We start from the raw sequence: 14,162 nt of genomic DNA on the forward strand, positions 1-14,162 counted from the left end.
GTGTCAGAACGGACATCGACTTCGCGGGCCACCGCCCGTGGGGAAGAAGACGCGGTCGTACTCGACGACGACGCGACCCTGCATGCGATGGGATATCCGCGGAAACTCACGCGGCGATTCCAGGCGTTCGACAATTTCGCCATCTCGTTCACCATCATCAACATCCTCTCGGGCATTTTCTCCAGCTTCGGATTCGGCATGAACGCGGGCGGTCCGCGCATTCTCGTGTTCGGCTGGATCGGTGTTTCCGTCATGGTGCTGCTCATCGGCGCCGCCATGGCGGAAGTCGCGTCGGCCTATCCGACGAGCGGGGCCCTGTACTTCTCCGCCGGTAAACTCGCCAAGCGCAACAAGGGTGCCTGGTCCTGGTACACGGGCTGGCTGAACTTCGTCGGCCAGATCGGCGGCACGGCCGCCACGGGGTACGCGGCCGCCACCTTCGTCCAGGCCTTCATCGCCCTGCAGTGGCCCTCGTACCAGCCGACCGCCCACCAGACGGTGCTGATCACGGCCCTGATCATCGTGCTGCAGGGGCTCGCCAACACCTACAACGTCCGGCTCGTCGCCATCGTCAACCGGATATCCGTGTGGTGGCTGCTGATCGGACTCGTGGTGATCGTGGCGGCACTGGTCGTCATGCCCGACCATCACCAGTCGGCGTCCTTCGTCACGCATTTCGTGAACAACACCGGTTTCACGAACGGGCTTTACGGCGGGATGCTCGGTCTGCTGGTGACCAGCTGGACCTTCACCGGGTTCGACGGCAGCTTCCACATGTCGGAGGAAACGGTCCAGGCGACCGTCAACGCGCCGAAGGGGATCACCCGTTCCATCGGTTATTCGGCGATCACCGGCCTGATCCTGATGCTCGCGCTGGTCTACAGCATCAGCGACTACCAGCACGTGGCGAGCGCGTCCGCCCCGCCGGTCCAGATTCTCATCGACGGTCTGGGCATGGGCTGGGCGAAGGTCATGCTGCTGATCGTGATCGGCGCCATGCTCTTCTGCGGTCTGGCCAACCTCACCAGCAACACCCGGCAGATCTTCGCCTTCTCCCGGGACGGTGCGATGCCGGGCTCCCGCTGGTGGCACTCGGTCTCGCTGCGCACCCGTACCCCGGTCAAGGCGGTGTGGCTCGCGGTGGCCTGCTCCCTGGCCCTCGTGCTGCCCGGCTGGTGGTCGCACACTGCGTTCACCGCCATCGTCAGTGTCAACGTCGTCGGGCTGTTCCTCGCCTACGCGGTGCCGGTCTTCCTGCGGCTCCGGCTGGGCGAGGAGTTCCAGCCCGGACCCTGGCACCTGGGCCGCTGGGGCCGTCCGATCGGCTGGCTGGCGGTGACCTGGATCCTGCTCAGCAGCGTGCTGTTCATGCTGCCGCAGGCCTCGCCGATCACCGTCGACTCCTTCAACTACGCGCCGATCGCCCTGGCCGCCGTCCTGCTCGTGGCCACGATCTGGTGGTTCGCCACCGCCCGCCGCCGCTTCCAGGGCCCGATCAGCTACGGCCGCCCGGACGAGGTCGCCGCGATGGACCTCATCTGACGCTCGCGTCACGGTCCGGGTGCACGCGGACCCCGTGCACCCGGACGGCACCCCTGCCGGTGAGGCGGCCCCGCGATGCCAGTGGACGAGACCAATATTCGTGGGCGTGCCGTGAGCCGAAGTGCTGGCAGGGGCATGCCGCCTGCTCCATAGTTGGCGCACAACCGCATCGGTTCCGCCCTGACTCGGATACCTGGGGGTCTCACGCCCATGAGCAGAGCTCAACAGCCCTCCCGCAGAACCGTTCTGGCCGCGGCCATCGCCACCGCCATGGCCTACGGCACGGTCCCGGCGGCCGCCGCGACGGCCGCGGCCACCACCGATTCCGACGCCGCCGCGCCCACCCGCCTGGTCGACAACCGTGCCTGGACGACGTACACCGACTGGCGCAGCGGCGCCGCCGAGGGCGTCCAGCCCGTCGCGGGCCTGCGCCCCGGCGTGGTGATCTCCGCCCCGGCCGGCACCACCGACTACACGGACCCGCACACCGGCACCACCGCCACCTGGGAGTACGCCACGTGGACCTCACCGGTCCACCGGCTGTCCGTCCCCGCCACCGAGGTGATCGCCTCCTGGAACGCGGACACCCCGGCCGGCACCTGGCTCCAGGTCGAGCTCCAGGGGACGTACTCCGACGGCGCGGACACCCCCTGGTACGTGATGGGCCGCTGGGCGGCCGGCGACGAGGACATCAAGCGGACCTCGGTGGACGACCAGACCGACGGCAAGAGCACCATCTGGACGGACACGTTCGCCATCGACGACGCCTCCACCGGCCTGCGCCTCATGTCGTACCGCCTGCGGCTCACGCTCCACCGCAAGCCCGGCACGCAGCTCACCCCCACCGTCTGGCGGCTCGGCGCCATGGGCTCCGACGTCCCCGACCGCTTCACCGTCCCGGCCTCCACGCCCGGCGTGGCCCGGGAGCTGATCGTCCCGCGCTACTCGCAGGAGATCCACAAGGGGCAGTACCCGCAGTACGACAACGGCGGCGAGGCCTGGTGCAGCCCCACCTCCTCGCAGATGATCATCGAGTACTGGGGCGGCCGGCCCACCCCGGAGCAGCTGTCCTGGGTCGACCCGAGCTATGCCGACCCGCAGGTGGACCTCGCGGCCCGGTCCACGTACGACTACCAGTACACCGGTTGCGGCAACTGGCCGTTCAACGCCGCCTACGCGGCCACGTACCCCGGCCTGCAGGGCCTGGTCACCCGGCTGGGTTCGCTCACCGACCTCGAGACGCTGATCGCCGCGGGCATCCCGGCCATAACGTCCCAGTCCTTCCTCAAGACCGAGCTGACGGGGGCCGGTTACGGCACCTCCGGCCACCTGATGACGGTGATCGGCTTCACCGCCGAGGGCGACGTGATCGCCAACGACCCGGCGTCGCCGAGCGACGAGGCGGTGCGGCGCGTCTACCGCAGGCGGGAGTGGGAGAACATCTGGCTCAGGACCAAGCGGTACAACGCCACCGGCAAGGTCGTCTCGGGCACCGGCGGGGTGTGCTACCTCTATTTCCCGGCGCACCCGACGCCCCGCCAGCGCAAGGCACTTGAGGCGGTGGGCGTGCGCTGACCCCGCGGACGCCGACGGCCCCCGGTCGACCGGGGGCCGTTCTGCCATACTGCGGGCAGGCAGCCAGTCGCCCGCCGAGACCAGGGTCCAAAGTGAAGAGCAGTCACCAGCCCGCCGTCGTCCCCCAGAAGGCGCGGGGCACCGAGCGCTCCGCGGCCCGTCGTGCCGAACTCATCGCCATCGGACGGAAGTTGTTCGCCGACACGTCGTACGACGCGCTGTCCATGGACGACATCGCCCGGCAGGCGCATGTCGCCAAGGGGCTGATCTACTACTACTTCCGGTCCAAGCGCGGCTACTACCTGGCGATCATCGAGGACGCCGTCGCCGGCCTGGTCACCGTCGCCGCCGGCGGCCGGGAGCTGGCGGCCGTGGACCACCTCCACCGCACCGTCGACGGCTATCTGCGCTACGCCGAGCACCACCAGGCCGCCTACCGGGCCATCGTCAGCGGCGGGGTCGGCTTCGACGCCGAGGTGCACGCCATCCGGGACGGTGTGCGCGAGGCGATCGTCGCCACCCTCGCGGAAGGGGCGTACGGCCGCAGCGACATCGCCCCCGTGGCCCGCATGGGCCTGCTCGCCTGGGTGTGCGGCGTCGAGGGGGCCACTCTCGACTGGCTCGACCGCCCCGAGCTCACCCGCGACACCATGCGCGAGCTGCTCGTGAAGACGCTGGGCGGGGCCCTGCGCGCCATCGAGGAACTGGACCCCGCGTACCGGGCACCGCAGGCCGCGCGCCGGGACGGCTGAGCCGGCTCCGGGCCGGTTTCGCGGCCCCTGACCCCGCCGTTTCCGGGCCGCGGAACCCTCCCCGTTCACACGTCTGGAACCCTCCTGTGGAATTCCTGAAGTAAGCGGTCGTTAACTGGTGACGGGAGGTCGCTGATCGGGCATACTCACAGCGCACAGCCGCTGGTCAGCAGCTTCCGTGACCCGGAAGCGCGCGCCTCGGCCGGCTCCAGAAGGACCAGGCGGCGCCGCCCCACCCAAGGCGTACGTCCGCCGATGTGCCCGACCCAGGGAGGAGACCGTCGCCATGTCCGACCGTGCCCCGCAGCCGGTGGAGCGTCAGCTGCCCACCGACGAGGCCAGGGACCTGATCTCGCTCGTCCGCGACATCGCGCAGCGCGAGATCGCCCCGACCGCGGCCGAGGAGGAGGACGCCGGACGCTTCCCGCGCGAGGTCTTCACCCTTCTGTCGGAGTCAGGACTGCTCGGCCTTCCGTACGACTCCGAGTACGGCGGCGGCGACCAGCCGTACGAGGTCTACCTCCAGGTCCTCGAAGAGCTGGCCATGGCCCGCCTCACCGTCGGCCTCGGCGTCAGTGTGCACACCCTGGCCTCCTACGGCCTGGCCGCCTTCGGCGCCAAGCAGCAGCAGGTCGAGCACCTGCCGGCCATGCTCGGCGGCGGACTGCTCGGCGCGTACTGCCTGTCCGAACCGTCCTCCGGCTCGGACGCGGCCTCGCTGCGTACCAAGGCGGTCCGGGACGGCGACGACTGGGTCATCACCGGTACGAAGGCCTGGATCACGCACGGCGGCATCGCCGACTTCTACACCGTCATGGCGCGCACCGGCGAGGACGGCGCGCGCGGGATCACCGCGTTCCTGGTGCCCGGGGACGCCGAGGGGCTGAGCGCCGCGGCGCCCGAGAAGAAGATGGGCATGAAAGGCTCGCCCACCGCGCAGGTCCACTTCGACGGCGTGCGCGTGTCCGACGAGCGGCGCCTGGGCGAGGAGGGGCAGGGCTTCGCCATAGCCCTGTCCGCGCTGGATTCGGGGCGGCTCGGCATCGCCGCCTGTGCGATCGGCCTGGCCCAGGCCGCGCTGGACGAGGCGGTCGCCTATGCCGCCGGGCGGCGGCAGTTCGGGCGGCCGATCGCCGACTTCCAGGGGCTGCGCTTCATGCTCGCCGACATGGCGACCCAGATCGAGGCGGGCCGCGCGCTGTATCTGGCGGCGGCGCGGCTGCGCGACGCGGGCCTGCCGTTCGCCAAGCAGGCGGCCATGGCCAAGCTGCACTGCACCGACACGGCGATGCGGGTGACCACCGACGCCGTCCAGGTCCTCGGCGGATACGGCTACACCGCCGACTTCCCCGTCGAGCGCTACATGCGCGAGGCCAAGGTCCTGCAGATCGTCGAGGGCACGAACCAGATCCAGCGGATGGTCATCGCCCGTCACCTGGCGGGCCCTGAGGGACGCTGAAGCGGCCCAGGCTGACCGGAAGGGCCGCCAGCCTGACCCACTCCGGGTCGTGGCGGCCCGGCAGGGTGCGGCCCCGGTCGGCCCACGTGCGCACCAGGTCGCTGTAGATCGGCGGGTCCTGGGGCTGCGGCGGCGCAACCCATTCCGCGGGCGACGGCACGATGAGCCGGCGCTGACGCCCGGTGGCCGTGTACGTGGGGGTCATGCCTGGGCAACGCGGGGGCTGCCGGACAGGTCACCGATCAACGGAATCGGGCGTGCGTTCGCGCGCGTCCCGTCGCCGGCCCGCGGGTGAGCGACGGGCCGGCGACGGGACGTTCGGCAGAGTGTTCAGGCGGCCTGGCCGCGCATCGTCGGTACGCGCATCGGGCGCGAGCCCGGGCCGCCGACGTGGGAGAAGGGCTGCGTACGCCAGTCGAGGCCCTGAGGGAGCGTCAGCAGGAGCGCGGTGTCCTGCTCCTGCGGCTCGACGGACTCGTCCGCGGACCGGGCCCCGGCCGCCGAACGGCCCGTACCGGCGCACACCGTGAGACCGAAGGGGTTCCACGGCGAGGCGCACAGCGCGTGCTCCGGAAGGTGCTCCTCGTCGGCCAGCAGGGCGATGGGCTGGGCGCAGTCCGGGCAGATCACCCGGTACATCTCGAAGGTTTCGTAGGCGTCGAGGCTCTCGGCATCGAGGGCGTCGAATTCGACGCCCTCCGAGTCGAGCTCGACGACCTGCTGCTGCCGCTTGGGCGCGGTGCGACCAGGGCGCTTGACACTCTGCATGGGATTCTCCCCCTCGGGCTGGGCCGTGAAGGCACTGCGGCCTCGACCACACCAAGCACTTCCCGTCCCGCTTCGGCGGTAATCACGAGAACATCACGGAGCGGGTCGGAGGAGTGTGGTCTTCGTCACACGCCGCCCGCGGGTGCCCGGTGCGGTGGATTTGTCCCCCGGATCACACGTATCAGGCTCTCCGATACCGCGCGAACCGGGTATGACCTGGGTTGCTCGGGTATCCGAGGAGATCAAGCGCACTGTAGGTTTTGGCGCCATGGAGGAGCTGGACCGTCAAATCGTGCAGTTGCTCGTCAAGGACGGGCGGATGAGCTACACGGATCTGGGCAAGGCCACGGGCCTGTCCACGTCGGCCGTGCACCAGCGGGTGCGGCGGCTGGAGCAGCGCGGTGTCATCCGCGGGTACGCCGCCGTCGTCGACCCCGAGGCCGTGGGGCTGCCCATGACCGCGTTCATCTCGGTGAAACCGTTCGACCCCAGCGCCCCGGACGACATCGCGGACCGCCTCGCCGGCGTCCCCGAGATCGAGGCCTGCCACAGCGTCGCGGGCGACGAGAACTACATCCTCAAGGTCCGGGTGGCGACCCCGCACGAGCTCGAGGAACTGCTGGCCCGGCTCCGGTCGCTCGCCGGGGTCTCCACCCGTACGACGGTGGTCCTGTCGACTCCGTACGAGGCGCGCCCGCCGAGGATCTGAACCGCCTCCGGTCTGCCCCGGGTGCCGCTCGCGCGCGCTCGCGCGAGAGACTGTCGGGCATGAGTGAGCGTCCCGCCGATCCCAAGACCGTCCTCCTGCGCCGGGGAGAGGTCCACAGCCCCGCCGACCCCTTCGCCACCGCGATGGTCGTCGAGCGTGGCCAGGTCGCGTGGGTCGGCTCCGAGGGGGCCGCCGACGCCTTCGCTGACGGCGTCGACGAGGTGGTCGACCTGGACGGTGCCCTGGTCACCCCGGCCTTCACCGACGCCCATGTGCACACCACGTCGACGGGCCTCGCCCTGATGGGGCTCGACCTGTCCGGTGCCCCCTCCCTCGAGGCCGCGCTGTCCCTCGTACGGGACTTCGCCGCCGCCCGGCCGAACGACCGCGTTCTGCTCGGCCACGGCTGGGACGCCGCCCGCTGGCCCGGAGGCCGCCCCCCGACGCGCGCCGAACTCGACGCGGCCACCGGCGGACGCCCCCTCTATCTCTCCCGCATCGACGTCCACTCGGCGGTGGCGACCACGGCCCTGCTGGACCTGGTCCCGGGCGAGGTCACGCGCGAGGACGCCCCGCTCACCCGCGACGACCACCACGCGGTCCGCTCCGCCGCGTTCGCCGCCGTCACGCCGGCCCAGCGCGCCGAGGCCCAGCGTGCCGCCCTCGCGCACGCGGCCTCGCTCGGCATCGGGTCCGTCCACGAGTGCGGCGGCCCCCAGATCTCCTCCGAGGACGACTTCACCGGCCTGCTGGGCCTTGCCGCGGAGGTGCCCGGCCCCCGGGTGATCGGCTACTGGGCCGAGCGGGACGTCGAGAAGGCGCGTGAGCTGGGCGCGCTGGGCGCCGCGGGCGACCTGTTCGTCGACGGCGCCCTCGGCTCGCACACCGCCTGCCTCCACCGGCCGTACGCCGACGCCGACCACACCGGCACCGCCTACCTCGACGCGGCCGACGTCGCCGCACACGTCGCGGCCTGCACCGAGGCGGGACTCCAGGCGGGGTTCCACGCGATCGGCGACGCCGCCGTGACCGCCGTCGTCGAGGGCGTGCGCGCCGCCGCCGAGAAGGTGGGCCTCGCCCGCGTCCGCGCCGCCCGGCACCGCGTCGAGCACGCCGAGATGCTCACCCCCGAGGCCGTCGCCGCCTTCGCCGAGCTCGGCCTGACCGCCTCCGTCCAGCCCGCCTTCGACGCGCTGTGGGGCGGCGAGGACGGCATGTACGCCCAGCGTCTCGGTGCCGAGCGGGCCCGCACGCTGAACCCCCTCGCGGGCCTGCTGCGCGCCGGCGTCCCGCTCGCGTTCGGCTCCGACAGCCCGGTCACCCCGCTCGACCCGTGGGGCACGGTCCGCGCCGCCGCCTTCCATCGCACGCCCGAGTACCGGATCTCCGTACGCGCCGCCTTCACCGCGCACACACGCGGCGGCTGGCGGGCCATCGGCCGCGACGACGCGGGCGTCCTGGTGCCCGGCGCACCCGCCGACTATGCCGTGTGGCGCACCGACGCGCTCGTCGTCCAGGCCCCCGACGACCGGGTCGCGCGCTGGTCGACCGACCCCCGCTCCGGCACCCCCGGCCTGCCCGATCTGACCCCGGGACACCACCTCCCGGTCTGCCTGCGCACGGTGGTCGGCGGGCGGCCGGTGTTCGTACGGCCGGGCGAGTGATCTCCCGGGGTGGCGCATCGTTGATCATCCGCGGTACGACCTGTGTCCCGTCCCCGCTGACCAGGCACTTGATGGCGTTTACGCAGGTCAAGTGGCTGTTGACAGCCAGCGGCAGGGGGCCGGTAGGTTCGGCCGAGTCCACCACCGGACGCCCGACCGGGGAGCTTCCGCGCACACGTCGCAGCGCCGCTGGGTCAGGGACGGTGTGCCGCACCGGGGCACCGTCACTGGGAGCCAGGCTCAGCGCCCGCGCCGACGAGGGAACGTTCCGGCCGGTCGGGAAGGTGCGACCCGGGTGGGGCCCGGACGCTCAGTAGACAACGGCTTCAGGTCGACCCGCAGCCAGCGGGTCCCAGGTCGGCCCGAAGGGCGCCGGGCCCCCATCCGCCGTACGACGGCGACCCCGAAATCTCCCCTTCTTACCCGGCTCTCGCACAGTCGACACCACCGTGTGAACGAGCTGTCGCGTCATCGCAGGCCGCGGCCACTATGGTGGTCCCCTGCGTACGACACGAAGGGGCAGCAGTGAACGACGGCGACGGGGCCCGCGTGGCTCAGGCCCAGGGGAGGCAGTTCGGCCCGCTCGGCACGGCCTTGGTGATCATCCCGACCTACAACGAGGCGGAGAACGTCAAGGCCATCGTCGGCCGGGTGCGCAAGGCCGTCCCCGAGGCGCATGTCCTCGTCGCGGACGACAACAGCCCCGACGGCACGGGCAAGCTCGCCGACGAGCTGGCCGCCCAGGACGACCACGTCCAGGTGCTGCACCGCAAGGGCAAGGAAGGGCTCGGCGCCGCCTATCTTGCGGGCTTCCGCTGGGGCCTGGACCAGGGCTACGGCGTGCTGGTCGAGATGGACGCCGACGGCTCCCACCAGCCCGAGGAACTGCCCCGTCTGCTCACCGCGCTCAAGGGCGCCGACCTCGTGCTCGGCTCCCGGTGGGTGCCCGGCGGCCGGGTCGTGAACTGGCCCAGGAGCCGCGAGGTCATCTCCCGCGGCGGCAGCCTCTACTCGCGCCTCGCCCTCGACCTGCCGCTGCGCGACATCACCGGCGGCTACCGCGCCTTCCGCCGCGAGACGCTCGAAGGCCTCGGCCTCGCCGACGTCGCCTCCCAGGGGTACTGCTTCCAGGTCGACCTGGCCCGCCGCGCGGTCAAGGCCGGCTTCCACGTCGTCGAGGTGCCCATCACCTTCGTGGAGCGCGAGTACGGCGACTCCAAGATGAGCCGCGACATCCTTGTCGAGGCGCTGTGGCGGGTGACCTCGTGGGGCATCGGCGAACGGCTCGGCAGGATCACGGGCGCGGGCAAGGGCAACGGCAAGGGCAAGCGGGCGTAGCGCGAGCCGTGTGACCTCGCGGGTCGTGTTGATCGTCCCCTTACCCCGCACTGAGCCGGGCCCAGGCACACTGGGAGCATGACGACTGGCGCTCAGACCTCCGCGTACTCCGACCGGCCCCGGCGCTCCCGGCTGCGTACGTACCTGCCACTGGGTGTCGCGGCATGGGCGGTGCTGGAGATCTGGCTGCTTACCCTGGTCGCGGACGCGGCGGGGGGACTCGCGGTGTTCCTGCTCCTGCTCGCGGGAGTCGTGGCCGGATCCGTGGTCATCAAGCGTGCGGGGCGCCGCGCCTTCCGCAGCCTGAGCGAGGCCCTGCAGAGCGGCGGCTCTGCGGAGCGCGGCGGCGGCAACGGCCTGACGATGCTGGGCGGTCTGCTGCTGATGATCCCCGGTCTGCTCTCGGACGTGGTGGGCCTGCTGCTCCTGATCCCCCCGGTGCAGAAGATCGTGAGCCGCCGCGCGGAGCGCACCTTCGACCGCACGTTCCGCCGCGCCGCCCCCGGAACCCTGGGCGACGCCTTCCAGCAGGCCCGCATGCACCGCCCCGACGGCAAGGTCGTCCAGGGCGAGGTCATCAGGGACGAGCCGACCGATGCCCCGGGGGAGCAGCGCCCTCCGCTGACTCGCTGATCATTCCGGTCCGAGGCGCGGCATCCCGGCTCGCCCGATGCCGTAGACAGAACCGCGGGCGCCGTACGTGAGACTCACGTACGGCGCCCGCGATTGCTTGCGTTGCGCTGTGAACCGGCCGAGCCCCCGGAGGGACTACGCCGACTTGCGGCTGTCCCGAGGATGGACCGCGATGTTCATCGCGCCGGAACGCAGAACGGCGAGACGCTCCTCGAGGACCTCTTCGAGCTCCTCGCGGGTGCGCCGCTCCATCAGCATGTCCCAATGCGTGCGCGCCGGCTTGCCCTTCTTCTCCTCAGGGACGTCGCCGTCCACCAGGAGTGCTTGGGCACCGCAGACCTTGCACTCCCACTCCGGCGGGATCTCCGCCTCGACCGAGAAGGGCATCTCGAAGCGGTGCCCCTTCTCGCATGCGTACTCCACGGCCTGGCGCGGGGCCAGGTCGATGCCGCGGTCGGTCTCGTAGCTGGTCACCACGAGGCGCGTACCGCGAAGAGCTCGCTCACTCATGAATCGTGCCTCCCGGGCTTGTCGCCCACAGGACAGGTGTCGCTGTCGTCGTCATCCGGTCAACGTCCGGTCGGCGGTAAAGATTCCCGTTCCGGGTCATGCGTCGCCGTCGTAGCCGCCCCTTTTTGTACCCACCGGCGCCCGGTTTGTCACATCTGCAAACAGATATCACCCGGCGTTTCGGCATCTTTGACGCGCAGTAACGGTACGCCTGGCAGGCCAAACGCGTACACTACCGCCCTTTCGTGTTGAGCGCTAAATCAGCGCTACATCCGTTCCGGAACCTGGTTGCCCGCCTCGCCGATCGCCCGCCGCACGGGTACCCGCGCGAGCAGCACGAACCCGATGACGAAGAACGCGGCCAGCGAAATGATCGCGGAACGGTAACTTCCGGTCAGCTGGTACGTCATGCCGAACAGCAGCGGGCCCAGCCAGCTCATGCCCCGGTCGCTCAACTCGTACGCCGAGAAGTACTCGGCCTCCTTGCCGGGCGGCACGAGATGCGAGAACAGCGACCGGGACAGCGCCTGACTCCCGCCGAGCACCAGCCCGATCCCGCCCGCCAGCACGAAGAACATCACCGGCGCCCTGGCCGGCAGGAAGTACCCGGCGCCCAGCGTGACCGTCCAGGCGACGAGCGAGCCGAGGATCGTGCGCTTCGCGCCGTACGTCCGGGCCAGCCGCCCCATGGCCAGTGCGCCCCCCACGGCCAGGACCTGGACCAGGAGCACGGCCCCGATGAGCGTCGACTGGCCGAGGTCCAGCTCCTCGGAGCCGTAGACCGACGCCTGGGAGACCACCGTCTGGATGCCGTCGTTGTAGACGAGGTAGGCCAGCAGGAAGGCGAGCGTCAGCGGGTGGCGGCGCATGTCGCGGACGGTCGCCACCAGCTGCCGCAGCCCGTGGCCGGCGGTTGCCCGGGAGCCCGTCGCGCGCCGGTCGCGCAGGCGCCCCAGCGGCACGAGTGTGAAGGCGCCCCACCACAGGCCCGCCGAGGCCAGGCAGATGCGGACCGCCGCCGACTCGGAGAGGCCGAAGGAGGCGTGCCCGGAGTACAGGACCAGGTCGGCGACCAGGACCAGGGAGCCCGCGACGTAGCCGAAGGCCCAGCCCCGCGAGGAGACCGCGTCGCGCTCTTCGGGCGGCGCGATCTGCGGCAGATAGGAGTTGTAGAGCATCGTCGCCACGGACTGGGCCGCGTTCGCGACGATCAGCAGGACGCCGCCGAGCAGATACCGGTCGCCGTCCAGGAAGAACATGCCGGTCGTCGCGGCGGCCCCCGTGTAGGCGGCCGCCCCGAGCAGCGGCTTCTTACGGCCGGTGCGGTCCGCCGCGCTGCCCACCAGGGGCATCACCACGACCGCCAGGATCACCGACAGGGACACCGAGTAGGCGAAGAAGGACCCCGCCCGGACCGGGATGCCGAGCGGGTGCACGAACCCGTCCGCGTCCGCCGCCGACTCGGCGACGGATGTCAGATAGGGCCCGAGGAACACGGTCAGCACGCTCGTCGAGTAGACGGAGCACGCCCAGTCGTAGAAGTACCAGCCGCGCTGTTCGCGCCGCCGCTGGGCGGTGTCGGTCACACCCGCCCACATGGTCTCGGTCTCCACCCGTAGCCCCGCTTCCCCCGCTGATGGCCGTGCGAAGGCGGGGTCGGCGCTCGGGGTGCTCAGGCCCAGACGCCCCGGTCCTCCATGACCTTGCGCAACGTGTCGATGTGATCGGTCATGATGCCATCGACCCCCAGATCCAGGAGCCGGTGCATGCGTTCCGGTTCGTTGACGGTCCACACATGCACCTGCAGCCCGCGCGCGTGGGCGGCGCGCACGAAGCGCTCGTCGACCACGGGGACGCCCGCGTGGGCCTCGGGCACCTGCGCGGCGACCGCCGACCGGCGCACGGCAGCGGGCAGTCCCCACGAGCGCAGCCGCAGGCCGAGCACGCCGCGGGTGCCGAACGACGTGGCCAGGCGCGGCCCGGCCAGCCGCTGGGCGCGCAGCACACGCGCCTCGGAGAAGGAGCCGACGCAGACGCGGTCGAAGGCGTCCGTGCGCTCGATCAGGTCCAGCAGCGGGCGCAGGGCCGGCTCCGCCTTGACGTCGATGTTCCAGCGGACGCGGGGGAACGTCTCCAGGAGCTCCTCGAACAGGGGCACCGGCTCGCGGCCCGCCACGCGCGCGTGCCGGACGCTCTCCCAGGGGAGGTCGGCGATCCGGCCTGCCCCGTCGGTGACCCGGTCCAGGGTCGCGTCGTGGAACGCGACCAGCCGTCCGTCGGCCGTGGCGTGCACATCCGTCTCGATGTAGCGGTACCCCATGGCCACCGCGCGCCGGAACTGGGCCACCGTGTTCTCCAGGCCGTCCGCCGCGCCGCCCCGGTGGGCGAAGGGGATCGGGCCGGGGTGGTCGAGATAGGGGTGGCGTATCGGGGAGGTCACCGGGTCAGTATCGCGCGCTCGGGTTTCCGGCCGGCAACGACCTTGCTGCGCCCCGGTGTTGAGGGATCGGCGAACAGACGCAGGAAGAACTGGGCGAGCGGGCCGATGGACAGCGCGTACAGGACGGTGCCGATGCCTACGGAGCCGCCGAGGGTGAAGCCGGTCGTGACCACGGCCACCTCCACGGCGGTGCGGATCAGCCGGATCGAGCGGCCCGTGAGCCGGTGCAGCCCGGTCATCAGCCCGTCGCGCGGGCCCGGACCGAACGAGGCCGCGATGTAGAGGCCGGTCGCCATGCCGTTGAGTACGACGCCCGAGCAGAGCAGGGGAATCCGTACGGCGAGGGAGTGGACGTCGGGGAGCACCGCCAGGCACGCGTCCATCGCGAAGCCGATCACGAGGACGTTGGAGACGGTGCCGAGGCCGGGGCGCTGGCGCATCGGGATCCACAGCAGCAGGACGAGGGCACCGACGATGGTGAGTACGACCCCCATGCTCAGCCCGGTGAGCTCGGCGAGCCCCTGGTGCAGGACGTTCCAGGGCTCCAGTCCGAGGCCCGCCTTCACGAGGAGGGCGGAACTCGCGCCGTACAGCGCGAGGCCCGCGTACAGCTGGATCAGTCGCCGTGCGAGACGGCTCCCCTTGGACGGGTCGGTGGACGGCTCAGCGGACAAAGGATGCCCCCCTGTGTGGTGGTACTGGACTGATGCATGTCACTCTGTGGCTTGGAAAGAGAAGCGATCCATGGCCAATTCGGGGAAGGTGGACTGAT

Annotated in this window: 14 protein-coding genes; 8 read left to right on the top strand and 6 right to left on the bottom strand. The window is 71.3% G+C overall.

The genetic code is table 11. The features are described 5' to 3' along the window. The first annotated feature begins 87 nt into the window (after positions 1–87). The 4 genes from ABZ910_RS22120 (at position 88) to ABZ910_RS22135 (ending at position 5,328) form a co-directional block, all read left to right on the top strand. A complete protein-coding gene (locus ABZ910_RS22120; RefSeq protein WP_361367636.1) occupies positions 88–1,542 on the top strand; it encodes an amino acid permease in 1,455 nt (484 codons plus the stop codon). 210 nt (positions 1,543–1,752) lie between these two features. Next, entirely contained in the window at positions 1,753–3,117 is a 1,365-nt protein-coding gene (locus ABZ910_RS22125; protein WP_361367639.1) for a peptidase C39 family protein, read from the top strand. A 92-nt stretch (positions 3,118–3,209) separates the two neighbouring features. Continuing rightward, the gene (locus ABZ910_RS22130; RefSeq protein WP_361367642.1) at positions 3,210–3,869 is read left to right on the top strand and encodes a TetR/AcrR family transcriptional regulator; all 660 of its coding nucleotides are present in this window, start codon (positions 3,210–3,212) and stop codon (positions 3,867–3,869) included. Between the two features lie 286 nt (positions 3,870–4,155). Continuing rightward, on the top strand, positions 4,156–5,328 hold the full coding sequence (locus ABZ910_RS22135) for an acyl-CoA dehydrogenase family protein (protein WP_361367645.1): 1,173 nt from the start codon (positions 4,156–4,158) through the stop codon (positions 5,326–5,328). Here ABZ910_RS22135 and ABZ910_RS22140 read toward each other — a convergent pair. After that, positions 5,291–5,533, bottom strand: a complete 243-nt coding sequence (locus tag ABZ910_RS22140; protein ID WP_361367648.1) for a hypothetical protein — start codon at positions 5,531–5,533, stop codon at positions 5,291–5,293. The two genes, ABZ910_RS22135 and ABZ910_RS22140, sit on opposite strands and share 38 nt — an antisense overlap. Positions 5,534–5,658: 125 nt before the next feature. After that, positions 5,659–6,096: a hypothetical protein gene (locus tag ABZ910_RS22145; RefSeq protein WP_361367651.1), complete on the bottom strand. Its 438-nt coding sequence runs from the start codon at positions 6,094–6,096 to the stop codon at positions 5,659–5,661. A gap of 268 nt (positions 6,097–6,364) precedes the next feature. Between ABZ910_RS22145 and ABZ910_RS22150 the strand changes: the two genes are divergently transcribed. The 4 genes from ABZ910_RS22150 (at position 6,365) to fxsA (ending at position 10,440) form a co-directional block, all read left to right on the top strand. After that, a complete protein-coding gene (locus ABZ910_RS22150) occupies positions 6,365–6,805 on the top strand; it encodes an Lrp/AsnC family transcriptional regulator (protein WP_004002750.1) in 441 nt (146 codons plus the stop codon). A gap of 59 nt (positions 6,806–6,864) precedes the next feature. Beyond that, positions 6,865–8,469: an amidohydrolase gene (locus tag ABZ910_RS22155; protein ID WP_361367654.1), complete on the top strand. Its 1,605-nt coding sequence runs from the start codon at positions 6,865–6,867 to the stop codon at positions 8,467–8,469. Positions 8,470–8,994: 525 nt separating this feature from the next. Then, positions 8,995–9,807, top strand: a complete 813-nt coding sequence (locus ABZ910_RS22160) for a polyprenol monophosphomannose synthase (RefSeq protein WP_361367657.1) — start codon at positions 8,995–8,997, stop codon at positions 9,805–9,807. A 78-nt stretch (positions 9,808–9,885) separates the two neighbouring features. Beyond that, positions 9,886–10,440, top strand: coding sequence for an FxsA family membrane protein (fxsA, locus tag ABZ910_RS22165; RefSeq protein ID WP_361367660.1), 555 nt, complete (start codon positions 9,886–9,888; stop codon positions 10,438–10,440). 135 nt (positions 10,441–10,575) lie between these two features. On the opposite strand, the gene ABZ910_RS22170 is transcribed toward fxsA, so the two are convergent. The 4 genes from ABZ910_RS22170 to ABZ910_RS22185 form a co-directional block, all read right to left on the bottom strand. Beyond that, positions 10,576–10,950 (bottom strand): RNA polymerase-binding protein RbpA, encoded by a 375-nt coding sequence (locus tag ABZ910_RS22170; RefSeq protein ID WP_030247095.1) that lies wholly within the window; start codon positions 10,948–10,950, stop codon positions 10,576–10,578. A 266-nt stretch (positions 10,951–11,216) separates the two neighbouring features. Beyond that, complete coding sequence (locus tag ABZ910_RS22175; protein WP_361367780.1) at positions 11,217–12,548, bottom strand: MFS transporter; 1,332 nt, start codon at positions 12,546–12,548, stop codon at positions 11,217–11,219. A 74-nt stretch (positions 12,549–12,622) separates the two neighbouring features. Next, the gene (locus ABZ910_RS22180) at positions 12,623–13,390 is read right to left on the bottom strand and encodes a glycerophosphodiester phosphodiesterase (protein WP_361367663.1); all 768 of its coding nucleotides are present in this window, start codon (positions 13,388–13,390) and stop codon (positions 12,623–12,625) included. Then, positions 13,387–14,064, bottom strand: a complete 678-nt coding sequence (locus ABZ910_RS22185) for a hypothetical protein (protein WP_361367665.1) — start codon at positions 14,062–14,064, stop codon at positions 13,387–13,389. The genes ABZ910_RS22180 and ABZ910_RS22185 overlap by 4 nt, the downstream gene beginning before the upstream one ends. Positions 14,065–14,162 lie beyond the last annotated feature (98 nt).

The organism is Streptomyces sp. NPDC046805 (assembly GCF_040645355.1).
Taxonomy (GTDB): Bacteria; Actinomycetota; Actinomycetes; order Streptomycetales; family Streptomycetaceae; genus Streptomyces.